This window comes from Paraburkholderia sp. GW821-FHT02A12 (assembly GCF_059422005.1).
Genome location: NZ_JBWKWA010000002.1, coordinates 3,159,638 through 3,181,636 on the forward strand (window position 1 = coordinate 3,159,638; position 21,999 = coordinate 3,181,636).

19 protein-coding genes are annotated in these 21,999 nt (G+C 63.0%); 9 read left to right on the top strand and 10 right to left on the bottom strand.

From position 1 onward, the window contains the following. The first annotated feature begins 151 nt into the window (after positions 1-151). The 3 genes from AC07WT_RS35605 to AC07WT_RS35615 are packed head-to-tail and all read left to right on the top strand — an operon-like array spanning position 152 to position 2,902. On the top strand, positions 152-1,912 hold the full coding sequence (locus tag AC07WT_RS35605) for a ShlB/FhaC/HecB family hemolysin secretion/activation protein (RefSeq protein ID WP_494950585.1): 1,761 nt from the start codon (positions 152-154) through the stop codon (positions 1,910-1,912). 38 nt (positions 1,913-1,950) lie between these two features. Then, entirely contained in the window at positions 1,951-2,439 is a 489-nt protein-coding gene (locus AC07WT_RS35610; protein ID WP_494950586.1) for a hypothetical protein, read from the top strand. Next, the gene (locus AC07WT_RS35615) at positions 2,402-2,902 is read left to right on the top strand and encodes a CPBP family glutamic-type intramembrane protease (protein WP_494950587.1); all 501 of its coding nucleotides are present in this window, start codon (positions 2,402-2,404) and stop codon (positions 2,900-2,902) included. Before AC07WT_RS35610 ends, AC07WT_RS35615 begins: the two co-directional genes overlap by 38 nt. A gap of 32 nt (positions 2,903-2,934) precedes the next feature. On the opposite strand, the gene AC07WT_RS35620 is transcribed toward AC07WT_RS35615, so the two are convergent. The 4 genes from AC07WT_RS35620 to AC07WT_RS35635 all read right to left on the bottom strand — a co-directional run bounded on the left by AC07WT_RS35620 (position 2,935) and on the right by AC07WT_RS35635 (position 9,559). Then, positions 2,935-6,048: an efflux RND transporter permease subunit gene (locus AC07WT_RS35620; RefSeq protein WP_494950588.1), complete on the bottom strand. Its 3,114-nt coding sequence runs from the start codon at positions 6,046-6,048 to the stop codon at positions 2,935-2,937. After that, positions 6,045-7,268, bottom strand: coding sequence for an efflux RND transporter periplasmic adaptor subunit (locus tag AC07WT_RS35625; protein ID WP_494950589.1), 1,224 nt, complete (start codon positions 7,266-7,268; stop codon positions 6,045-6,047). Before AC07WT_RS35625 ends, AC07WT_RS35620 begins: the two co-directional genes overlap by 4 nt. Then, positions 7,265-8,677: an efflux transporter outer membrane subunit gene (locus AC07WT_RS35630; RefSeq protein WP_494950590.1), complete on the bottom strand. Its 1,413-nt coding sequence runs from the start codon at positions 8,675-8,677 to the stop codon at positions 7,265-7,267. The genes AC07WT_RS35625 and AC07WT_RS35630 overlap by 4 nt, the downstream gene beginning before the upstream one ends. 204 nt (positions 8,678-8,881) lie before the next feature. Next, positions 8,882-9,559 (bottom strand): response regulator transcription factor, encoded by a 678-nt coding sequence (locus tag AC07WT_RS35635; RefSeq protein ID WP_494950591.1) that lies wholly within the window; start codon positions 9,557-9,559, stop codon positions 8,882-8,884. 270 nt (positions 9,560-9,829) lie between these two features. On the opposite strand from AC07WT_RS35635, the gene AC07WT_RS35640 reads away from it, so the two are divergent. Beyond that, positions 9,830-10,513 carry a response regulator transcription factor gene (locus tag AC07WT_RS35640; RefSeq protein WP_115100856.1) on the top strand — a complete coding sequence of 228 codons (684 nt, stop codon included), beginning with the start codon at positions 9,830-9,832 and terminating at the stop codon, positions 10,511-10,513. Next, positions 10,500-11,855, top strand: a complete 1,356-nt coding sequence (locus AC07WT_RS35645; protein WP_494950592.1) for a sensor histidine kinase — start codon at positions 10,500-10,502, stop codon at positions 11,853-11,855. The genes AC07WT_RS35640 and AC07WT_RS35645 overlap by 14 nt, the downstream gene beginning before the upstream one ends. Positions 11,856-11,916: 61 nt before the next feature. Here AC07WT_RS35645 and AC07WT_RS35650 read toward each other — a convergent pair whose 3' ends face one another. The 4 genes from AC07WT_RS35650 to AC07WT_RS35665 all read right to left on the bottom strand — a co-directional run bounded on the left by AC07WT_RS35650 (position 11,917) and on the right by AC07WT_RS35665 (position 16,490). Beyond that, a complete protein-coding gene (locus AC07WT_RS35650) occupies positions 11,917-12,615 on the bottom strand; it encodes a response regulator (protein WP_492594908.1) in 699 nt (232 codons plus the stop codon). Then, complete coding sequence (locus tag AC07WT_RS35655) at positions 12,612-14,018, bottom strand: sensor histidine kinase (protein WP_492594907.1); 1,407 nt, start codon at positions 14,016-14,018, stop codon at positions 12,612-12,614. The genes AC07WT_RS35650 and AC07WT_RS35655 overlap by 4 nt, the downstream gene beginning before the upstream one ends. A gap of 410 nt (positions 14,019-14,428) precedes the next feature. Beyond that, complete coding sequence (locus AC07WT_RS35660; RefSeq protein WP_492594905.1) at positions 14,429-15,823, bottom strand: sensor histidine kinase; 1,395 nt, start codon at positions 15,821-15,823, stop codon at positions 14,429-14,431. Further along, positions 15,813-16,490: a response regulator gene (locus AC07WT_RS35665; RefSeq protein WP_492594904.1), complete on the bottom strand. Its 678-nt coding sequence runs from the start codon at positions 16,488-16,490 to the stop codon at positions 15,813-15,815. Before AC07WT_RS35665 ends, AC07WT_RS35660 begins: the two co-directional genes overlap by 11 nt. A gap of 306 nt (positions 16,491-16,796) precedes the next feature. Here AC07WT_RS35665 and AC07WT_RS35670 point away from each other — a divergent pair, with 306 nt between their 5' ends. The 4 genes from AC07WT_RS35670 to AC07WT_RS35685 all read left to right on the top strand — a co-directional run bounded on the left by AC07WT_RS35670 (position 16,797) and on the right by AC07WT_RS35685 (position 20,284). Beyond that, positions 16,797-17,819, top strand: a complete 1,023-nt coding sequence (locus AC07WT_RS35670; RefSeq protein ID WP_492594903.1) for an ABC transporter substrate-binding protein — start codon at positions 16,797-16,799, stop codon at positions 17,817-17,819. A gap of 49 nt (positions 17,820-17,868) precedes the next feature. After that, on the top strand, positions 17,869-18,663 hold the full coding sequence (locus tag AC07WT_RS35675; protein ID WP_492594902.1) for an ABC transporter ATP-binding protein: 795 nt from the start codon (positions 17,869-17,871) through the stop codon (positions 18,661-18,663). A gap of 16 nt (positions 18,664-18,679) precedes the next feature. Continuing rightward, positions 18,680-19,543: an ABC transporter permease gene (locus AC07WT_RS35680; RefSeq protein ID WP_494950593.1), complete on the top strand. Its 864-nt coding sequence runs from the start codon at positions 18,680-18,682 to the stop codon at positions 19,541-19,543. A 474-nt stretch (positions 19,544-20,017) separates the two neighbouring features. Further along, the gene (locus AC07WT_RS35685) at positions 20,018-20,284 is read left to right on the top strand and encodes a hypothetical protein (RefSeq protein ID WP_494950594.1); all 267 of its coding nucleotides are present in this window, start codon (positions 20,018-20,020) and stop codon (positions 20,282-20,284) included. Positions 20,285-20,483: 199 nt separating this feature from the next. Here the strand turns inward: AC07WT_RS35685 and AC07WT_RS35690 are convergent, their stop codons facing one another. Beyond that, positions 20,484-20,732 (bottom strand): hypothetical protein, encoded by a 249-nt coding sequence (locus tag AC07WT_RS35690; RefSeq protein ID WP_492594899.1) that lies wholly within the window; start codon positions 20,730-20,732, stop codon positions 20,484-20,486. A gap of 122 nt (positions 20,733-20,854) precedes the next feature. Further along, positions 20,855-21,979: an aminotransferase gene (locus tag AC07WT_RS35695; RefSeq protein ID WP_494950595.1), complete on the bottom strand. Its 1,125-nt coding sequence runs from the start codon at positions 21,977-21,979 to the stop codon at positions 20,855-20,857. Positions 21,980-21,999 lie beyond the last annotated feature (20 nt).

Genomic DNA, 21,999 nt, shown 5'->3' on the forward strand with positions numbered 1-21,999 from the left:
AAGCCGCGTCGCGTCGGGAGTTTGAGGATTCGCCAACGGCGGGCGTGTCTGGGTTGCGTGTTCGCTACAACCGGCAACTTCATCCTGACTGGTTTGGATTCCAGGCCACCTTGCACCCAAGCCATAAAACGAATTTAACGAAATCACGCGCATGACCATCCGCACATCTGTTGTATTACTGTCGGCTGCATGGCTAGTGCCGATCTCCGTTTCTGCTCAACAAGCCCCAACCCCAGCTGATCGCGCAGCAGCTGCACGTGCGAATGCGGAGCAGGACCGTCAAGCCCAGCAGCAACGGGACGCCCAGCAGCGCGACGCGGCCTTGCGAGCCCCATCGGTGCGCTCGGAAGTGCCACAAGCTGAAACGTATCCACCGCTGCCGAGAGAGCAACCGTGTTTCCGCATCGACCACTTCTCGCTCGATGTGCCAGGCACGTTGCCCGAAGCGGTCAAGACCCAAGGCGCGTCTGCATTGCCGATGGATCGCTTCGCGTTCGCGCGTGAATGGCTGAACCATTACGCCGGACAATGCGTCGGAAAGCAAGGCATCGACGTGCTGGTCAAGGGCCTGTCTCAAGCGATTCTGTCGCGAGGTTACGTCACGACACGTGTACTCGTCCCCGAGCAAGACCTGTCGAGCGGCACGCTCAAGTTGTCGCTGATTCCCGGCACGATCCGTCATGTGCACTTCGCCGATGAAAAGCTGCGCGGCACGTGGAAGACCGCGTTTCCGACTGGCGACAGTGAACTGCTGAACCTGCGCGACCTCGAACAAGGCCTGGAGCAGATGAAGCGCGTGACGAGCCAGAATGTCTCGATGCAGATCGTCCCGGGCGATCTGCCGGGCGAAAGTGACGTGGTGCTCGACGTGAAGCGCGGCAAGCCGTGGACCGTCGTTGCATCGATCGACAATTCGGGCACACGCGCGACCGGCAAGCTGCAAGGCAATCTCTCGCTTGGTATCGACAACCCACTCGGCCTGAACGACCTCTTCAACATCGGCATGAGCCAGGATCTCGAATTCGGCGACAAGCGCCTCGGCTCGCACGGCTGGAACGGCTTCTATTCGATTCCGTGGGGCTACTGGACCGCGACGCTGTCCGCGTATACCAACGCGTACTACCAGCAGATCGCCGGCGTGAATCAGACATTCGTCGCGAGCGGCAACTCGAAGACGGTCGACTTCAAACTGGCTCGCATTCTAGCGCGCAGCCAGAATGACGTATTCGGCGGGTATATGCGCTTGTCGCGCCGTTTCGGCCAGAGTTTCATCGAAGACACCGAGATTTCGCAGCAGCGCCGCAACAACACATTCATCGAACTTGGTCTGACCGATCGGCACTACTTCGGCAGTGCGCAGTTCGATGGCACGCTCGCGTACAGGCAGGGCATCGGCACATTCGGCGCACAAGACGATGTGCTGGCGGCGGGCGGTGGCCCTACCTATCGCTACAAAATGGCCGTGCTTGATGCGAACTTGTCGGTGCCGTTCGCGATCGCGCAGCAGCCGTTCCGGTACGTCACGACATTTCACGGCCAGTACACGGGCAACACGCTGTACTACATCGATGACCTGACGATCGGTAGCCGCTATACGGTACGTGGTTTCGACGGCGAAACGATGCTGGCGGCGGCGCGCGGATTCTACTGGCGTAACGAGCTACAGGCACCGATTGGACAGACGGGGCAGGCGCTCTATGCGGGACTCGATTATGGCCGCGTTTGGGGCCCGCAGCCGATCGCGCTCGTCGGTACGCAACTGGCCGGTGCGGTGATCGGCGTCAAGGGGAGTGTTGGCACGCGATTCGGCGCCTATGCGTACGACCTCTTCGCGAGTACGCCGGTCTACAAGCCGTCGGGCTTCCCGACCGCGCGCGTGACGGTTGGTTTTCAGGTGACAGCGCAGTTCTAAGGGATGGTGGAATGGGAGATGGGGCACGAGCCAAAGATGTGATCGAGCCGAATGACGGAGGCGTGGGCGACAAGCTGTTGAGTCAGAGCCGATGTGCGTTCGAGCGCGCGTCGCGCGCGATGCCGGACTTCTATTCACTGACTCTACCGCTTAGTCGCCATCGTTGGCTGGATGATGGGGCGCCGCTACGTATTGGACCCGATTCGCCGATCGCGCTTCGTCGCGCCGTTGAAACACTGGCGCACTATTTCAAGCGCGAACTCAGGTTTGACGTTGTGCAGTTCGAGGCGGCCGAAACGTCGTCTGCGCCAGACTTCGTACCGTACGAGGCGTATGTGTTCCATGAGCCGGCGCGGGACCGGCTAATAGAGGATCACCCAATGCCCCGACGCATTTTCGGAGCGTGCTGCTTTCGGTGGCGAGAGCGGGAGAATTGCGAGTATGGCTGGTCACTCGACTGGGCATTATTTTTCCGGAGAGCGTATCTCGATGATCAAATTTGCAACTTTAGTTGGTTCTTGCTATAGCAATCTGAAAGTGACGCTTCTCGGATTGCCGACAGTGAAACTCATTCCACTCGCCCTATTGCTAACTTATGTTGCAACGCTACCGTCCGTCATTTCCGTTCTCGTCAGTCCCGAATCTTCTGTCGGCGGGCCCGGCTGGGGCAAGCATGACGTCTTTCGGATGATTCTGTTCGGATGCGTGCTGGCGCCGTTACTTGAAACGGCATTTCATCAGTGGGCCTGTATCCGCATACTTCAGAAGCTCCGTTGTCGAGCAAGCGTTGCTATTCTTGTCTCCTCGGCGGTGTTCGGTCTGGCTCACGACTACAGCATTCCATACATTGCGACAGCGTTCCTGGGTGGAGTTGTCCTATCGACGGTCTTTGTGATCGAGAGCAAAAGAAATGGCCATCCATTTCTATCTACGCTGACTGTCCACGCCTTGCGAAACTGGATAACAACCACGTACATACTTTTAGTGTGAGCCAGTCCCGCCATTGATCTGATTGTCAGCGCTCAACTAACAGATTCCGTTTCGACCACACTGCCGCTCGAGCGCTGCTTCTCCAGCCAATGCGACAGACGGTCGAACCACAAATGCACCACCGGCGTCGTGAACAGCGTGAGCATCTGCGAAACGATCAGGCCACCGACAATCGCGATGCCGAGCGGCACGCGCAGCTCAGCGCCCGCACCATGACCGAGCGCGAGCGGCAACGCGCCGAACAGCGCCGCAAGCGTGGTCATCATGATCGGCCGGAAGCGCAGCACGCAGGCCTGCCGGATCGCTTCGCGCGGCGACAGCCCCTGCTCCCGCTCGGCCACGAGCGCGAAGTCGATCATCATGATCGCGTTCTTCTTCACAATGCCGATCAGCAGAATGATGCCGATCATCCCCATGATCGAGAGATCCTGACCGCACAGCATCAACGCAAGCAGTGCGCCCACGCCCGCCGAAGGCAGCGTCGAGATGATGGTGAGCGGGTGAATCGCGCTCTCGTACAGGATGCCGAGTATCAGATAGACCACCACGAGCGCCGCGGCGATCAGATACGGCTCGCTCGCGAGCGATGCCTGGAACGCCTGCGCAGTGCCCTGAAACGAGCCCGTCAGACTATCGGGTTTGCCTGCCGCGACCTCAGCCCGGTGAATCGCCGCCACCGCGTTGCCGAGCGACTGCCCCGCCGCAAGATTGAACGAGATCGTCACGGCCGGGAACAGCCCCTGGTGATTCACCGAAATCGGCGACACGTTGTTCTCGAGCCTCGCCAACGTGTTGAGCGGCACCAGTTCGCTGGTCAACGGCGAGCGCACGTAGAGGTGCGCGAGTGCATCGGTAGTCAACTGGAAGCTCGGGTCCACTTCTTCGACGACATGGTACTGATTCAGTTGCGTGAAGAGCGTCGCGATCTGCCGCTGGCCGAACGCATCGTAGAGCGTGTCGTCGATCGCCTGGGCGGTGATGCCGAAGCGCGACGCCGTGCTGCGGTCGATCACGAGCGTCGCGCTGGTGGCGGCAGCCTGCTGGTCGGAGGTGACGTCGGCGAGTTCCGGCAGCTTCGAGAGCTTGTCGGTCAGCACGCCCGCCCAGTGATTGAGTTCCTTGATATCGGGGTCCTGCAACGTGTACTGATACTGCGCGGCGCTGATGCGGCCGCCCACCTGTATGTCCTGCCGCACCTGCATCGACAGTGAAATGCCCATGACCTTCGCCAGTTTCGGCTTCAGGCGGTTGAGCACCTGCGCCGCGCTGTCCTTGCGCTGATTGAACGGCTTCAGATTGATCATGACGCGCCCCTGGCTCACGGTCGGATTCGGGCCCATCCAGTAGTAGACGTTATCGACAGCCGGATCGGCTTCGATCAGATTGCCCAGTTGCTGCATCTTGACCGACATCGAGCGAGGCGAGATGTCCGGCGCGGCCTGCGCGACGCCCATGATCAAGCCGGAGTCTTCCTGCGGAAAGAAGCCCTTCGGGATCGCGACGAACAACACGCCGGTCGCCGCAATCGTGGCCACCGTCACAGCCAGCATCAGCTTCTGATGACTCAGCACCCAATCGAGACCACGCTCGTAGCGCCGCTCCACCGCGGTAAAGCCCGCTTCGAGCCACGTTTCGAACTTGCGCATCCAGCCTGCGTCATCCGGCTCGGGCAAGCGAATCAGCCAGCCGCACAGCATCGGCGTCACGGTCAGCGAAACCAGCGCCGACATCACGATCGCCGCGCTCACCGTCACCGCGAATTCGCGAAACAGACGGCCGACAATGCCGCCCATCAGCAGGATCGGAATGAAGACGGCGATCAGCGAGATCGTCATCGAAACGATGGTGAAGCGCACTTCCATTGCGCCGAGCAGTGCGGCCTTCATTCTGGGCACACCCTCTTCGATATGCCGCATCACGTTTTCGATCACGACGATCGCATCGTCCACCACGAAGCCCACCGCGATCGTCAGACCCATCAGCGACAGATTGTCGAGGCTATAGCCAAGCAGATACATCACGCCGAACGTGGCCACCAACGAAAGCGGAATCGTCAGGCTCGGAATCACCGTCGCCCACAGGTTGCGCAGGAACGAGAAAATGACCATCACGACCAGCGCGATCGTCAGCATCAGCGTGAACTGCACGTCGTGCACCGACGCGTCGATGGTCTGCGTGCGATCGCCCACCACGTGCAGATGCGCGGCCGCGGGCAGCGTCGCTTCGAGCGCCGGCAGCTTCGCCTTGATGTTGGCGATGGTCTGCACGACGTTGAAGCCCGGCTGCTTGTGAATGTCGAGAATGATCGCGCGCTCGTGTTGCAGCCACGCGGCCTGCTGGTTGTCTTCGGCGGCGTTCAGAACCGTGCCGAGATCGGACACGCGAATCGGCGCGCCGTTCTTGTACGCCACCACCAGATCGCGATACTCCGAGGCGCTCGTGATCTGGTCGGTCGCGTTGAAGATGACCGAGCGGTCCGGGCCGTTCAGGCTGCCCTTCGGCGCATTCACTGTTTGCACGCCCACGATCGAGCGCACGTCTTCCAGCGTCAAACCGCGGGCGGCGAGCTTGTCCGGATCGAGCTGGATGCGCACCGCGGGCCGCTGCTGGCCGTGGAAATCGACGAGGCCGACGCCGGGCATCTGCGAGATCTGTTGCGCCAGATAGTCTTCGGCGTAGCTGTCGAGCTGCGTGAGCGTCAGCGAAGGCGAAGTCAGCGCCAGCGAGAGCAACGTGAAGTCCGCGGGATTGACCTTCTGATAGGTCGGCGGATTCGGTAGATTCTTCGGCAGATTGCCGCCGGCCGCGTTGATGGCGGTCTGCACGTCCTGCGCCGCACCGTTGATGTCGCGCGACAGGTCGAACTGCACGGCGATGTTGGTGTTGCCGAGCGAGCTGGACGACGTCATCTGCGTCACGCCGGAAATCAGCGACAGCTGCCGCTCGAGCGGCGTCGCCACCGACGTCGCCATGGTTTCCGCACTTGCGCCGGGCAACTTCGCGACGACCTGGATGGTCGGAAAGTCGACTTGCGGCAGCGGCGCGACGGGCAGCAGAAAATACGCTACCGCGCCGACCAGCAGCACCGCGATCGCCAGAAAACTGGTCGCAATGCGCCGCTTGATGAACAACTCCATGAAACTCATGACGGATTGTCCTGGTTAGCCTGGCTGCCCGCTGCGTTGGCGTTGGCGTTGGCCTGCGGCGCCTCGGCGAGCGTCGCCACCATGGTCGCCGCCACATGCACGCCCGGGTTCAGCCGGCTTTGTCCGTCGAACACGACCAGATCCGCCGGGACAATGCCGCTGCGTATCTCCGTCATGCCGTCGACCGTGACACCGGTTTGCACCGGCCGCATCCGCGCTGTGCCGTTCGCGTCGATCACGTACAGTTGCGTGCCGTTCTGCGTATTCACCACCGCGCGGCTCGGCACCGCGAGACGCTGCGAATCGGTACGCACCAGCACGCGCGCGTTCACCAGTTCGCCCGGCCAGAGCTTGCGGTCCTTGTTGGTGAATGAGGCCTTGAGCTTGATCTGGCCGGTAGTGGGATCGACCGTGCTGTCGATGAACACGAGCGTGCCGTCGGCAAGCGGCGAACTGCCGGAACGCGTGGTGACGTTCACCGCGAGCGGCGCTTTCGCCTGATTGGCGAGCAGGTCGGGCAGCACGTCCTGAGGCACGGAGAACTGCACGGTAATCGGCTCCATCTGCGTGACCGTGACGATGCCGGTCGTGTCGGTCGGATGCACGATCGCGCCGATATCGGCTTCGCGCGCGCCGGCGCGGCCGGTGAACGGCGCGGAGAGCGTCGTGAAGCTGAGTTGCAGGCGCTCGCTCTGCACCAGCGCGGCATCCGCGGCGACGGTCGCGGCGAGTGCTTCCACTTGCGACCTCGCCGTGTCGACCGCCTGGCTGGTCGCCGCGCCGATTCCGACCAGCTTCGAATAGCGCGCGAAATCGAGCCGCGCATTGTCGAGCGATGCCTGGTCCTTGCGCTGCGCCGCTTCCGCCTGGTGCAGCTGGGCGGTCAGCGGTCCCTGATCGAGTTGCGCGAGCAGTTGCCCGGCGTGCACATCCTGCCCTTCGGTGAAGGCGATGCGCTGCAACTGGCCGTCGACGCGCACCTTGACGTCCACGGTATTGAGCGCCAGAACCGTGCCCACCGCCGCGACGCGGATCGGAAAGTCGCGATTCGCCGCATGGCCGGCGTTGACCGGCACGGCCGGCGCCGGTTTGACAGCCGGGTGCCTCGGCCAGAACCACGCCACGAGAATCACGACGAGAACGGCCAACGCCACAGCGAGCGGCGCGCGGCTTCTGCGCGCACGCGGCGCCTCATGTTTCGGAAGGTCAGCAGGTTTCATGAGCGGGAAGGCGTAGAAGAGGAAGCGGGACGGCCATCGCTATCGCCGGTTATGCCGAAGCCGCCGCCGAACGCGCGAAACAGACTGACCGACGCTTGCAGGCGCGCGAGCCGCGCCTGCACCAGCGTGTCTTCGGACTGGTACAGCGTGCGTTGGGCGTCGAGGACGGTCAGAAAATCGACGGTGCCGAGCGTGTACTGGGTTTGCGCGAGCGTGGCGGCTTTGCGGGCGGCGTCGGCGGCGTTCTGGTCGGCGGCTTCAGCAAGTTGCTGCTGCTGCGCCGCCGACAGCGAATCCTCGACGTCCTGCAGCGCGGTCACCACGGCCTGCCGGTAATCCGCCACGCTCTTCGTCTCCGCCGCCTGGCTCGCATGCAGTTGGCCGCGCAGCGCGCCGCCGTCGAAGATCGGCGCCGCTAGCGAAGCGGCGATGCTGGCGAACGGGCTCGACAGGAAGTGCGACAGCGACTTGCTGCTGAGGCCGCCGTCGGCGGTCAGCACGATGTTCGGCAGAAACGCCGCGCGCGCCGCGCCGACGCTCTGATTGGCCGATTGCAACTGCGCTTCTTTCGAGCGGATGTCGGGGCGCGTTTCGAGCAGGCTCGCGGGCAGATTCGCGCGCGGCAGCGGAATGACGATGTCGGCGAGCGGGGCTTCGCTGACCGCGAATTGTTCGGGCGCCGTGCCCACCAGGACGGCGAGCGCATGCACGCTGGTGTCGAGTTGCTGCTGCAGCGCCGGCACCGCGGCCTGGAAGGTGGCAAGCGCATTGCGCTGCTGCTGCACCTGCAATTCGGTCGCGACGCCCGCAGCTTGTTGCGCGAGCAACAATTGCAGAATGCGCGCTGCGTCGTCGGAAATGGTCCGTGCGATCGCGAGACGGCGGCGCAGACTCTGCACCTGAAAATACGTATCCGCAACCGAGGCAGTCAGCGTCAGCGCAACCGTATCGCGATCGAATTCGGACGCGCGCGTGAGCAGGTCGGCGGCATTGGCGTTGGCGGCATTCAAGCCCCAGAAATCGATTTCGTAGCTGGCTTCGGCGAAGAGGCTTTGGCTCTTTGTGGTCGAGCCGCGGCCCTGGTGACTGCGAGTAAAAGTCCCGCCGGCCGACAGCGAAGGATACTGCGGCGCGCCGGCTTTCTCGGCATTGCCGCGCGCCTGTTCGACGCTGGCGACGGCCGACGCCAGCGTGAAGTTGTTGCGCAGGCTGCGCTCGACCAGCGCGTCGAGCGCGGGGTCGTGATACTCGCGCCACCAGCCGCTTCTGACCGGCACCGTATCGGCCAGCGAGGCCCCCGCCGCGCCGTCGAAGCTTGGCGCCAGCGGCGTACTGGGCCGCTGATAGGCAGGCACGAGCGAGCATCCGGCCAGAACCGCGGCGGCCAGCGTGCACAAGGCAGCGCGCATGACGCAGGAACGCCGCGCATGAGGACTGACGACGGGAGAAAACGGCGCCGGACGGAACAGCCCTGACATGGAAAAGCCTCAGGCAACAAAGAATGCCGCCAGATTAGCCAATGGGTTCTGTCGGCGCTTTCGCCCAATGATTAAAAAAATTTAATGCGGCGCAACATGCGTGTGGAACGGCCTGTCCACGGCCATCGACGGCGTTCAGGGCGCGGGATTGAGCACGTAGCCCGCGCCGACCACGGTGTGAATCAGCGCCACCGGAAAGTCGCGATCCACTTTCATGCGCAGGCGATGCATGTGCATGTCGATGATATTGCCGCGCGGTTCGAAATCGTAATTCCACGCGGCCTCGAGCAGCATGCTGCGCGTCACGACCTGCCCCTCGCGGCGCGCGAGGCATTCGAGCAACAGGAACTCGCGATGCTGCAGGCGCAGATCGCGGCCCGCGCGGCTCGCGCTCCGCGCACGCGTGTCGAGCACCAGATCCGCGCACTCGAGCCGCTCGCTCATCCTGCTGCGATCCGCGCGCCGCGCCAGCGCTTCGATTCTCGCCAGCACTTCAACGAACGCGTAGGGCTTCACCAGATAGTCGTCGCAACCCGCGCGTATCCCCTCTACACGTTCGTTCAGCCCGCCGAGCGCCGATAGCATCAGCACCGGCGTCGTGTCGCCGCCGGCGCGCAGTTGTTGCACGAACGCGATGCCGTCGAGCGCGGGCAAGAGCCGATCGGTCACAATCACGTCGTAGATGCCCTCGCGCGCATAGGCGAGCCCGGTCGCACCGTCGGCCACCGTGTCGACAATGAGACCGCTCTCGCTCAAGCCGCGCGCCAGAAACTGGCTGGCGCGCATATCGTCTTCGATCAGAAGGATTCGCATCCGCAATCGGGCTTACATTAAAATTTTTTCATGTTGGCGCGAAACGCCTGTGCAGCTTCGCGCGGCATACTGCGAAGATCGCGCGTACGGGCATAGTGTAAAACGGCCGGCCGGCTGCGGCCCGCCGCGCGCTGATTGCGCTGATTGCGCTGATTGCGCTGATTGCGCTGATTGCGCTGATTGCGTTGATTGCGTTGATTGCGTTGGCCGACTGAGCTGTCTCATTGAGCTGCTCATGGCGCTGGCGCTGCTCATTGACTGGATAAAGGCATGTCGAATGTACTGGTCGTCGAGGACGACGAGCAAACCCTCGCGGAAATCGTCGAGGCCCTCACCGATCACGGCTGCACGGTGCAAGCCGCGAGCACGGGCCGCGACGGCCTGATGCTCGCGGTCGCCAATACGTACGACGCGATCGTGCTCGATCGTATGTTGCCAGGCGGCCTCGAAGGGCTCGGCATGCTGGCGGCGTTGCGCAGCGCCGGGGTGCTTACGCCGGTGTTGATTCTCAGCGCGCTGTCCGCGGTCGACGAACGCGTGCGCGGTTTGCGTGCCGGCGGCGACGATTATCTGACCAAGCCGTTCGAGTTCATCGAACTGACCGCTCGGCTCGACGCGCTGATGCGCCGGCGCGAAGCGGCGCCGGGTGTGCAGGAGTACCAGGTCGGGCCGCTGCGGCTCGACCCGCTCAAACGCGAAGTGACCTGTGGCGGCCGTCCGGTGCCGCTGCTGCCGCGCGAATACCGCCTGCTCGAATATCTGATGCAGCACGAAGGCCAGGTGGTGAGCCGCACCATGCTGTTCGAGGCAGTGTGGGATTATCGGCTCGACGAGCGGACCAATGTGATCGACGTGCACATCAGCCGCCTGAGGAAGAAGCTCGACCCGGACGGGTCGGCGCCGATGATCGATACCGTGCGCGGTTCGGGGTACATGCTGCATGCGCCTGACTGAACTGCACCGCACCACCGGTTTTCGCCTCGCCACGCTGTTTCTGGTGCTGTTCGGCGTGATCGCCATGTTGCTGTTCGGCTATCTCTACCGCGAGATCACCGGCTTCGAACAGGAACGCATCGACGACTGGCTGGTGCGGGAACACGCGGAGCTGATACGCGAAGACCCGAACGAACTGGTCGCGCGATTCCAGCATCAAGGCCAGTTCGACCCGCGCCACCAGCGCCCGTTCGCGCTGTTCGACAGCAGCGGCAAACATCTTGCGGGCGGCTATCCGGGCGAGCAACCGTCGATTTCCGCTTTCGACAAGCCGTTTTCGATGCGCCTCGCGAATCTGCCGGGCCACCCGCCCGGACGATGCATCGCCGCGCGGCTGTCCGACAGCCGCGTCGCGTTGCAATGCCAGAACACCCGCGAGCTCGATCACTTCGACGAAGAACTGCTGCACGCGCTGCTGTCCACGGCCATGCTCACGTTTGTGATCGGCCTGATCGGCGCGAGCCTGATCGGCATCTCGGCAATGCGGCGGCTCGATGCGGTGACTGCGTCGATCGAAGAGATCGTCGCCGGCAATCTCAGCAGGCGTTTGCCCGTGCATTCGAAACGGGACGACGTCGATCGTCTCGTCGGCGTCGTGAACGGCATGCTCGATGAGATCGAGCGGCTGATGCACGAAGTCAAGGGCGTGTGCGATGCGATTGCGCACGATCTGCGCACGCCGCTCACGCGGATGCTCGGCGCACTCGAACGCGCGCAGCGGCGCGCCAAAACTGAAGCGGAGTATCGCGCGGCGATCGATGAAACCATTGTCGAGACCACCGGCCTGCTGCGCACCTTCAATGCGCTGCTGCGTATTTCGGAAATCGAGAGCGGCGTGCGTCGTAAGGGTTTTACGAGTGTCGATCTGGCCGCCGTCGCCGACGACGTATTCGAGTTCTACGAGCCGACCGCCGAGGACAAGCAGATCGTCTTCGACGTGCAGCGGACTACCGCCGGTCCGCTGGAAATTCAGGGCGACCCGAGTCTGCTATTCGAAGCGCTGGCGAATCTGGTGGAGAACGCCATCAAGTTCGCGCCGCATGGCGGCAAGGTACGGCTCACGGTGTTTCGCGACCGCACGGGCGCGGGCGTCAGCGTATCCGACGACGGGCCGGGCATCGCACCCGCAGAACGGCAAGCGGTGCTGCGGCGCTTCTATCGCGGCGAGGCGAGCCGCCATACGCCGGGCAGCGGGCTCGGCCTGAGTCTGGCGCTGGCGGTGGCCGGAATGCACGGCATGTCGATCCGTTTCAACGACGCAACGCCTGGCTGCGAGGTGATGCTGTACAAGCCGCATGAGTAGCACCGCTCCAGGCGGCGTGGCTGAACGGGGCAGCGTGACGGAATGCGGATACAGCGTGCGGCTACAGCGCCCCGGCAAACGCTTCGCGAGGCGCTTCTTCGCGCAGGATATAGCCGAGTCCACGCAAGGTCATGATCTTCACGCTCGAACTCGCGAGATGCTTGCGCAAGCGGTGAATGTAGATGTCGATCGCATCGGCGCTCGGTTCGTCGTCGAGATTGAAGACGCTGTCCATCAGCGTGGTCTTCGAGACGGTCTTGCCCTGCTTGAGAATCAGCGCTTCGAGGATCGCGTGTTCGCGCCGGCGCAGCGGCAACAGCTCGTTTTGCAGCAGGAATTCGCGTGTGTCGAACAGATAGCGCAGATCGCCGCAGTCGATCGACTGGCCCTTGTCGCCCGCCGCCTGACGGCGGATCAGCGCCTTGATGCGCGCCACCAGTTCGCGTGCGTCGAAGGGCTTGACGACGTAGTCGTCCGCGCCGGCCGAGAAGCAGGCGACCTTGTCGTCGGTCGACCCGTTGGCGGTCAGCATCAGCACCGGCACGTTGTCGCGTTTGCGGCGCAAACGCGCGAGCACATCCTTGCCGCCGATGCCTGGCAGGCGCAGATCGAGCAGCACCGCGTCGTAGCGTTGCGAGCCGAGCAGCGTCTCCGCACTCTCGCCGTCCTGCGCCCAGTCCAGCGCGAAATTTTCGACCTGCATCAGGTTGATGACCCAGCGCGCCAGGTCGGCGTCGTCTTCGACAAGCAGCAGTTTCATATGTCTCCCCTTGCCGCGCTTCGAACCACGGCTGCCCACAATCGCATCTCGACGGTCGCGACCAGACCGACACCGTCTTCTCCCGGCCCGAGCGTGACGGTGCCGCCCTGCCGCTGGGCGATCTCGCGCACGATCGGCAAACCGAGGCCGGTTCCGTCCGCGTGGTTCGATGCGCGATAGAAGCGCTCGAACACGCGCGCCCTCGCCTCGGCCTTGATACCCGGCCCGTTGTCGACGACACGCACGATCGCCATGTCGTTCCTGCGCTGCGTCTGCACCGTGACGCGGCCGCCCGCTTGCGTATAGCGCAGCGCGTTATCGACGAGATTGGTCACCAGCGCCGCGGTCAGCGCCTCGTCTCCGGTGACGTGCAAACCGTCTTCCAGCTCCGCGCCCAGATCGATTTCACGCGACTGGGCGAACGCAATCAGCTCTTCGAGCACGCCCGCGATCAACGCGCTCAGATCGACGCGTTCGTGTTCTTTCGACCGCGCAGCGGACTCCGCCTGAGCGAGCAGCAGCAGTTTGTTGGTCAGCGTCGTCATCTTGCGGCTGCTCTTGTGCATGGCGGCCAGTGCTTCGGCAAGCCGCACGTCGCGGTTCTCGCGCTGCCGTGCGAACTGGATCTGCGCATCGAGCAGCGTGAGCGGCGTGCGCAGCTGATGCGCGGCGTCGGAGATGAATTGCCGCTGCGCCGCGGCCTGCTGGCGCATGCGCGCGATGCACTGATTGATCGCCTCGACGATCGGCCGCAACTCCACATGCAGCCGCGCCACGCGAATGGGTTCGAGCTGCGATGGATTGCGATCCTCGACGTCGTCTTTCACTTTCATCAGCGGACGCAGTTCGAAGGTCAACCCGAGATAGACGAAGACCATCGCGAGCACCAGCGTGAGAACCTCGCCGAACAGTTGTGGACGCAGCAGGCGCCACACCATCGCGTCGCGCGAGCGTTCCGTCTTGGCGACCGCCACCACGACTTCCTCGGTCCGCCCGGAGTCGTACAGCTGCCGCACGTAAGTGGCGGCGCGCACGGCGCGGCCATCGTCGAGATGGGTGGAATAGAGCCTGGGGCCGACCCCGGCGCCAGGCGGCAACGGCAGCTCGGGGATACCCGCCAGCAGACGATGCCCGCTCGCCTCGACGCGATAGAACACGCTGTCCTGCTCGGGCGATTCGAACAGTTCGAGCGCGGCCGGCGGAATCTGAATCACGACGCTGCCGTTATCCCAGTCGACGTCCTCGCCGATGATCCGCATCGACGAAAGCAACGCATTGTCCTGCACCAGATCGGCCGTGGTCTGCGCGTTGCGGAACGAAATCATGCCGGAAATGGAAACGAACGCCGCCAGCGGCAGCAATAGCCACCACAGCAAACGTCCGCGCAAACTGCCTGAAAACACGATTCGGCGTTCCTCTTGTCTCAGGAGGCCGGCGCACCTCGCGGCGCGGCCGGCGTCCATCTTATGGTTCGACCTGGTTCACGAACTGACTCGTGAAAGCGCTCGACAGCTCGATATGGCGGTCCTTCATCGCAGGATTGAGCCCGCGAGCACCTTCAGCACCGGAGCAGCCAGGAACAGTGGGAGCGACGCCGCGACCACGGCACGGACGGCGCGCGTGAAGCGCGTCAACGCATGGTTCATGGTGAATGTCTCCGTTTTATGTCCCGTATCCGGGCGGGCGTCGGGTGGATCGCCTGCAAAAATTCTAGGGGCGCAAACCCTTCTATATGCTTTCGCTTGTGCGTTTCCTGCGCCAATTGCGGGTTTGTCCCGACTCCGGCAGCAAGCAATGCGCGCCAAGGCGCTCGTCAGAGTGGCTGCGCCTCGTCGGCCGCCGCGCGCGGGAACGACACCGTCACGTGCACGCCTTTGCCGCCCTCGCCGGGCTTGAGCGTGATTTCGCCGTGATGCGCATCCGTGATCTCGCGCACGATCGCGAGGCCGAGCCCGGTCCCCTCTGTATCCGTCGACGCCCGGAAGAACGGTTCAAACACACGGCTGCGCGACTCGGGCGGAATGCCCGGCCCGTCGTCGAGCACCGTGAGCGTGACCGTTTCCGCATCGGCGCTGACGGCGACGGTGACATGGCCGCCCTTGCCGGAGTAGCGAATCGCGTTCTCCGCCAGATTCGCGACCAGCGCCTGCAGCAGGCCGCGGTGCCCCGCCACCGGCGCGGGCCCGTTCAGTTCGGCGCCCAGATCGATGTCGCGGGCCTGCGCGAGCAGCGCCAGGTCTTCCACCACTTCCATTGCCAGCGGCACGAAATCCACCGTTTCCACGGCCAACTGCGTGTTGTCGGCCGCCTCCGCCTGCGCGAGCAGCAGCAGCTTGTTGGTCAACCCGACCATCGAACGATTGCTGCGGTGCATGGCCGCGAGTGCTTCATCGAGCGCGGGCGTCAAGCCGTCCTGCTGGCGCGCGAACTGCAACTGCGTGCCCAGCAGCGTGAGCGGTGTGCGCAACTGGTGCGCGGCATCGGCGATGAAGCGCCGTTGCGCGGCCACCTGGACACCCAGCCGCGCGATACATTGGTTGATCGCTTCGACAATCGGCCGCAACTCCGTGTGCAGGCGCTCGACGCGAATCGGCTCCAACTGCATCGGATCGCGGTCGGCCACCTCTTCCTTCACTTTCATCAGAGGACGCAACTCGAAGGTCAGGCCGATGCACACCAGCGCGACCGCCAGCACGATCATCTCGATCTGCCGCACGAGCTGCGGCTGCCACAGCTGCTGCGCCATCGCATCGCGCGACCGCACGGTCTTGCCGACCGTCACGAGCACGCGCCGCGTTACGCCGTTATCGTACATCTGCCGAACCAGGCCGACGGCGCGCACCGGCTGGCCGTGCAGGTCGGCGTTGTAGTGATCGGGCGTGTCGGGTGCCTGCGCCTTGCGCTGCGGGAAGTCCGGCGTGCCCGCCAGCAGCCGGCCGTCGTCGACGCTCACGCTGTAGAACACCTGGTCGCGGTACGGCGACACGAAGACTTCGAGCGCCGCGGGCGGCACATCGACACGCAGGAACCCGTCCACCCATTCCACTTCGCCCGCGATCATACGCGCCGACGAAATCAGCTGGTTGTCTTGCACCAGATCCGCGGTGCGCCGCGCATTGTCGTATTCGGCCTTGCCCGTGACGAACACGTACAACGCGAGCGGCACCAGCAGCCACCACAGCAAACGCATGCGCAGGCTATTGGTCATCGTCTTTCTTGCGCAGCAGATAGCCGAGCCCGCGCAGCGTGACGATCGCCGCCGAACTGCCGTCCAGCTTCTTGCGCAGCCGCGAGATATAGATTTCAATCGCGTCTTCGCTCGGCTCGTCCGCGAGCGTGAAGATCGCGTCCGCCAGCGCCGGCTTCGTCACCGTCTTGCCGAGCCGCAGAATCAGCGTTTCGAGCACCGTGCGCTCGCGTGGCGTGACGTTCAGCGGCGCGCCCTTCAGCGTGAACTGGCGCGTGTCGATATCGAAAGCGAGGTCGCCGCACACCACCTCGCCGGCCTTCGACGGCGTCTGCCGCCGGATCAGCACCTTGATGCGCGCCACCAGCTCCCGTACTTCGAACGGCTTGACCAGGTAGTCGTCCGCGCCGGCGCCGAGCAATTCCACCTTTTCGTCGATCGAACCGCTCGCGGTCAGGATCAGCACCGGCGTGGCGTCGCCGCGCTGGCGCAGCCGCCGCAGCACGTTCTTGCCCGACAGCTTCGGCAGATTCAGGTCGAGCAGGATCACGTCGTAGTGGTTGGTGCGCAGCAGCTGGTCGGCGGCATCGCCGTCCTGCACGGCGTCGAGCGCGAACGACTCCTGCTCCAGCATCTTCGCGAGCCAGTGCGCCAGCGTGGGGTTGTCTTCGATCAGCAGCAGCTTCATGGCGGGAACGGCGAAAGTCAGGACGCCGATTGTGCCGTAAAACAAAGGCTTTGCGCGCGTCTCGCGTGGTTTGCAGCGTACGTTGTGATGTTTGAGGCGCGCTCGCGGCCCGGTTCCGGCTCAGTTTCGACTCGCTTCCGGCTCAGTCTCGGCTCAGTCTCGGCTCAGTTTCGGGTTAACACCCATGATTTGCCTGCAGCCCAGAAAGCTGCCAGAAGGTTTCCAATTTCTATAATCCTCGACATTCATCCAGAAAGCGCCGCATTTTTTGCACCCAGCGGCGACCATACCTAAGGAGACTGCTTCATGCGTACCTTGCGCCAGATTGCCGCTGTGACCGGTGTTGCGTTCACCCTTGCCGCCGCGTCGGCCGCCGCTCATGCCGAGAAGCTCACCATCATGGTCGGCGGCGCCACCAAGATCATCTACCTGCCGGCCAAGCTCACGGAACAGCTCGGCTACTTCAAGGACGAAGGCCTCGACGTCGAAATCCTCTCGCAACCGGCGGGCGTCGATGCGGAAAACGAACTGCTCGCGGGCGCCGTGCAAGGCGTGGTGGGCTTCTACGATCACACCATCGATCTGCAGAGCAAGGGCAAGGAAGTCGAGGCGCTGGTGATTTTCGGCCAGGTGCCGGGTGAAGTCGAAATGGTCTCCACCAAGGCCGCCGAAACGATCAAGAGCATGGCCGACGTGAAGGGCAAGACGCTTGGCGTGACCGGCCTCGGCTCCTCCACCAGCTTCCTCACGCAATACCTCGCACAACGCGCCGGCGTGCCGTCGACGCAATACACGCTGCTGCCGGTCGGTGCGGACAACAGCTTCATCGCCGCCATCAAGCAGAACCGCATCGACGCCGGCATGACGACCGAGCCGACCGTTTCGCAGTTGCTGAAGACCGGCGACGCGAAGGTGCTGGTCGATATGCGCACGCTGGAAGGCACGCGCGCCGCGCTCGGCGGCACGTATCCGGCTTCGAGCTTCTACGTGCAGCGCGCGTGGGCCGATTCGCACAAGGACGACGCGGCGAAACTCTCGCACGCGTTCGTGAAGACGCTGAACTTCATCGCCACGCATAGCGCCGATGAGATCGCCGCCAGGATGCCGAAGGACTACTACGGCAATAACAAGGACCTTTACGTCGGCGCGCTGAAGGCATCGCTGCCGATGTTCACGAAGGACGGCAAGATGCCCGCCGACGGCCCGGACACGGTGCTGAAGGTGCTGTCGGCCTTCAATCCTTCCGTCAAGGGTAAGCATATCGACCTCGCCAAGACCTACACCAGCGACTACGTGTCGTCGGTGCCGGTCAAGACCGCGGCTAAGTAACGAACACGAACACACTTTCAACATCACGAGAACAGCGAGGCATCAGCCGATGAATCAACCTATGTCACGCGATACGCCAGCCATCGAGTTCCGCAACGTATCGTGCCGTTTCATTTCTCCCGACGGCAAGGCGACAATCGCGTTGCGCGACTTCAGCATGTCGGTGGCGCGCGGCGAGTTCGTCGCCGTTGTCGGCCCGACGGGCTGCGGCAAATCGACGACGCTCAGCATGATCACCGGCCTCCTGAAGCCGACCACCGGTGAAGTGCGCGTCATGGGCGCGCCGGTGGACGGCATCGATCCGCGCATCGGCTTCGTGTTTCAGGCCGACGCCGTGTTCCCGTGGCGCTCGGTGATCGACAACGTCGCGGCCGGCCCGCTGTATCGCGGCCGCTCGAAATCCGCCGCCCACGACGAAGCCAACGAATGGCTGCGCCGCGTCGGCCTCGACAAGTTCGGCAAACACTATCCGCACCAGCTGTCGGGCGGCATGCGCAAGCGCGTGGCGCTCGCGCAGACCTTCATCAACAAGCCGGAAATCCTGCTGATGGACGAGCCCTTCTCGGCGCTCGACATGCAAACCCGCACGCTGATGCAGGACGAACTGCTGCAACTGTGGGGGGGTGCCGGCTCGGTGGTGTTCGTCACGCACGATCTGGAAGAAGCGATTGCGCTCGCGGATCGCGTGTTCGTGCTGACCGCGCGCCCGGCTACGCTGAAGAAAGTGTACGAAATCGATCTGCCGCGTCCGCGCGTCACGTCGGAAGTTCGCTACGACCCACGCTTTATCGAAATCTCGCGCGACATCTGGCATGACCTGCGCGAAGAAGTGCAGATCGGTTAATCAAGGAACGGCAAACATGTCTACTACCTCTCAACAGATGATGCCTTCGGGCATCGATGCGGCGGCGCTCGCGCAAGTCGAACGCGTCGCGCAAAAACGCATCCGCCAACGTCATGCGCTAGTGATTTCGCTGCGTATTCTCGTGCTGGTGGTCGTGCTCGGCGGCTGGGAACTGTCGGCGCGCCTGAAGTGGATCGATCCGTTCTTCTTCTCGATGCCGAGCGCGATCTTCGAACAGATCATCGACTGGTTCGTGAACGGTACTTCGCAGGGTCCGCTGCTGACGCAAGTGTGGGTCACGCTGGAGGAAACCGGGCTCGGCTTCATCATCGGTTCGGTGGCCGGCGTGCTCTGCGGCATCGTGCTCGGCCGCAACAAATTGCTGTCCGACGTGTTCAGTCTTTACATCAAGATCGCCAATTCGATTCCGCGTGTGGTGCTCGGCTCGGTGTTCGTGATCGCGCTCGGTCTCGGGATGGCGTCGAAGGTGGCGCTCGCGGTGGTGATGGTGTTCTTCGTCGTGTTCGCCAACGCGTTTCAGGGCGTGCGTGAAGCTGACCGTTACATGATCGCGAATGCGCAGATTCTCGGCGCGTCGCGCCGCCAGGTGACGACTTCGGTTGTGATTCCTTCCGCGCTCAGCTGGATTCTCGCGAGCTTGCATGTGAGCTTCGGCTTTGCGCTGGTCGGCGCGGTGGTCGGCGAGTTCCTCGGTTCGAAGCAAGGTATCGGTTTGCTGATCTCCACGGCTCAAGGCGCATTCAACGCAAGCGGCGTGTTCGCGGCGATGATTGTGTTGGCGGTGGTCGCACTGGCGGCGGACTATCTGTTGACCGCTGTCGAACAGCGGTTGCTGAAGTGGCGGCCGACGGCGGTTTAACCAGACCGTCAGGCAGTATAGTGAAAAGGGCGCCACAGGCGCCCTTTTTGCATTCTGATTGCAGCGCACGCGAATTATCCACCGCTCCCTTCCTCACGTTCCCCTTGCTCCATGCGCGTTGTCCCAGCGCAATCATCGTATAAAAACACCAGATCCGAGTTTGCCTCTCACGCATTGAGGATGGCTGATTAATGCTTGAAATTCATCTCAAGCGGCTCGTCTCATTTTCAAGGTGGAGGCAATCCGGTTTCCTGAGGTCCGTCAAACAACACAGCCTCAGCATGCACCTTTCCATTGCGAAGGGAAGCTCTTCCGGTAACGCACTTCTCTGGTGCGCTGCGCAGAACTCGACAAGGGACGCCGGTGGCCATCTCCACTCCGTGTCTCGTCAGAGCGCTCGGCGTTCATCGTGAGCAATCCGGCGAGGTTTTCGCAATGAGGTGTCGTTAGAGCGGCGCCGGCAGTTTGAAGGAGATGGAAATGAAGAAGGCTTTGATGATCGCAGGCGGACTGCTTTGCGCACTTTCGTGGCAAGCGCATGCCGAAGACGCCGGCACGGGCACGACAGCGCAAACCCAGCAGTCAGCCGCCGACTCCGTCGGCGGGCAACCTGCCACCACCACGATGTCGGGTGGTCCCGCACAAGGGCTGACGCGGGCGCAGGTTTACCAGCAGCTTCTACAATCGCAGCAAAGCGGTGAAGCGGCCCGAATGCAGGAGCTTTTCAAGGGAGGCAATTGAACTGGCAGGCTGATTTCTCGACGCCACGGCTCCAACCCGGGTAAGACGCCGCTTCACTTGCTATGGCATGTAGGCTAACGCGGCGCCTACTCGAGATACACCGCATCGGGCTCCCGATGACTTCGCCTGAACCTTCGCTGTCTGCGCGCTTTTTCGTCGCCGCGTTCTCGTTACGCTATCTCTGCGCGGGACGCAACGCTCAATCGCGAGCGACCAGATCGCCCACGCGTCCGCGGCCCGTAACAAGGCAGCTCGACAGGAAATTTTCACCCTGGCTGCTGGATCCCGCCTCGCCGAAGCCCTTTTTCAACGCGTCCAGTTTGACCAGCTCCGCGCCTCTTGCGCAGGTTATCGTCCCCACCTCTCCCGCCTGGGCGCGCATCAACGCCCTATCCGCCATCAGATAGCCAAGCAGCAACACCACGGCAATATTGAACACTTGTCTCATGGTTCGTCTCCTCTTTTGAAGAGACTAACGTGAACCATGGATGCAGGATGCCAGGGGTTTCCCGATTGGCCTGTGTCAGATGATGCAGATTGAATGCACGCCTTCGCGTTAGCCCACCGCGTTCATCCGCCCTGCTTCGCGAGGAATTGGGATACTTTGGCCAACCCAGCCTCGAGCACATTGCGGTTATTGGCGTAGCCGATGCGCACGTAGCCTTCCATGTCGAGCGCGCTGCCCGGCGTGAACATCACCCCGGTCTGCTCGATCAGCGCCGTGCAGAAATCGCGCGACGACATCGGCAAATCGTATTTCAGCAGCGCCGTAGTGCCGGATTTCGGCTTGATGTACGAGATTGCCGGCTCCTTTTCGACCCAGGCGTCGACGATCGCCAGATTGGTGCGCACGATGTCGTGATTGCGCGCGAGAATCGCGGCGCGGTGTTCGAGCGCGATGGTCGCGAAGTGATCGTCGATCATGCCCACGCTGATCGTGTTGTAGTCGCGATGAATCGCGACCGCATGGATCAATTCCTTCGGACCCGCAATCCAGCCGAGCCGCAGTCCCGCCAACGAATAGGTCTTGGACATGCTTGCGGTGCTGATGCCGCGCTCGTAGACGTCCGCAATGGACGCTGTGTAGCCGCTACCGTGCTGATCGGTGCCGCGATAAACCTCGTCGCACAGCACGTATGCGCCGCACGATCGCGCGATCTCACTCACCTCGCCGAGAAACTTCTCGTCCATCAACGATCCCGTCGGGTTGTTAGGATTGTTGATCGCTATCAGTTTTGTTTTGTCGTTGACGAAGCTTCGCAGTTCGGCGAGATCCGGCAGGAACGCATTCTCCTCGCGCAGCTTGAGAATGCGCACGTCCGCGCCATAGCTCTCGGGAATCGAATAGTGTTGCTGGTACGTCGGCAGCACCGAGATCACCGTATCGCCGGGTTCGACCAGCGTTTCGTACACCAGCGCATTGCCGCCGATCGCGCCATGCGTGACGATCACATTGGCCGGCGTCTGATGTTCGTACATCGCCGAGATCGCCTCTCGCAACCGCGCGGAGCCCTCGATGGCGCCGTAGGTGAGCTTGAGCGCACGCAACTCGTCCAGGATGCTGTCCTGCTTGCCCGTGAGGGTCAGCAACTGATCGACCGTCAGCGATTCGACGCAGGTTTCCGCGAGGTTGTACGTGCATTGGTTTTCATAGAGGTCCATCCAGCGCTCGACGCCGAATTCCTTGATCTTCATTTCACGCTCCTTATTTTTCA

Bases quoted from the DNA above. Each gene is read 5' to 3' on its own strand.
- AC07WT_RS35605 (WP_494950585.1), top strand. From the start codon at position 152: ATGACCATCCGCACATCTGTTGTATTACTGTCGGCTGCATGGCTAGTG.
- AC07WT_RS35615 (WP_494950587.1), top strand. From the start codon at position 2,402: ATGATCAAATTTGCAACTTTAGTTGGTTCTTGCTATAGCAATCTGAAA.
- AC07WT_RS35620 (WP_494950588.1), bottom strand. From the start codon at position 6,048: ATGAGTTTCATGGAGTTGTTCATCAAGCGGCGCATTGCGACCAGTTTT.
- AC07WT_RS35625 (WP_494950589.1), bottom strand. From the start codon at position 7,268: ATGAAACCTGCTGACCTTCCGAAACATGAGGCGCCGCGTGCGCGCAGA.
- AC07WT_RS35630 (WP_494950590.1), bottom strand. From the start codon at position 8,677: ATGCGCGCTGCCTTGTGCACGCTGGCCGCCGCGGTTCTGGCCGGATGC.
- AC07WT_RS35635 (WP_494950591.1), bottom strand. From the start codon at position 9,559: ATGCGAATCCTTCTGATCGAAGACGATATGCGCGCCAGCCAGTTTCTG.
- AC07WT_RS35640 (WP_115100856.1), top strand. From the start codon at position 9,830: ATGTCGAATGTACTGGTCGTCGAGGACGACGAGCAAACCCTCGCGGAA.
- AC07WT_RS35645 (WP_494950592.1), top strand. From the start codon at position 10,500: ATGCGCCTGACTGAACTGCACCGCACCACCGGTTTTCGCCTCGCCACG.
- AC07WT_RS35650 (WP_492594908.1), bottom strand. From the start codon at position 12,615: ATGAAACTGCTGCTTGTCGAAGACGACGCCGACCTGGCGCGCTGGGTC.
- AC07WT_RS35660 (WP_492594905.1), bottom strand. From the start codon at position 15,823: ATGACCAATAGCCTGCGCATGCGTTTGCTGTGGTGGCTGCTGGTGCCG.
- AC07WT_RS35665 (WP_492594904.1), bottom strand. From the start codon at position 16,490: ATGAAGCTGCTGCTGATCGAAGACAACCCCACGCTGGCGCACTGGCTC.
- AC07WT_RS35670 (WP_492594903.1), top strand. From the start codon at position 16,797: ATGCGTACCTTGCGCCAGATTGCCGCTGTGACCGGTGTTGCGTTCACC.
- AC07WT_RS35675 (WP_492594902.1), top strand. From the start codon at position 17,869: ATGAATCAACCTATGTCACGCGATACGCCAGCCATCGAGTTCCGCAAC.
- AC07WT_RS35680 (WP_494950593.1), top strand. From the start codon at position 18,680: ATGTCTACTACCTCTCAACAGATGATGCCTTCGGGCATCGATGCGGCG.
- AC07WT_RS35685 (WP_494950594.1), top strand. From the start codon at position 20,018: ATGGAAATGAAGAAGGCTTTGATGATCGCAGGCGGACTGCTTTGCGCA.
- AC07WT_RS35690 (WP_492594899.1), bottom strand. From the start codon at position 20,732: ATGAGACAAGTGTTCAATATTGCCGTGGTGTTGCTGCTTGGCTATCTG.
- AC07WT_RS35695 (WP_494950595.1), bottom strand. From the start codon at position 21,979: ATGAAGATCAAGGAATTCGGCGTCGAGCGCTGGATGGACCTCTATGAA.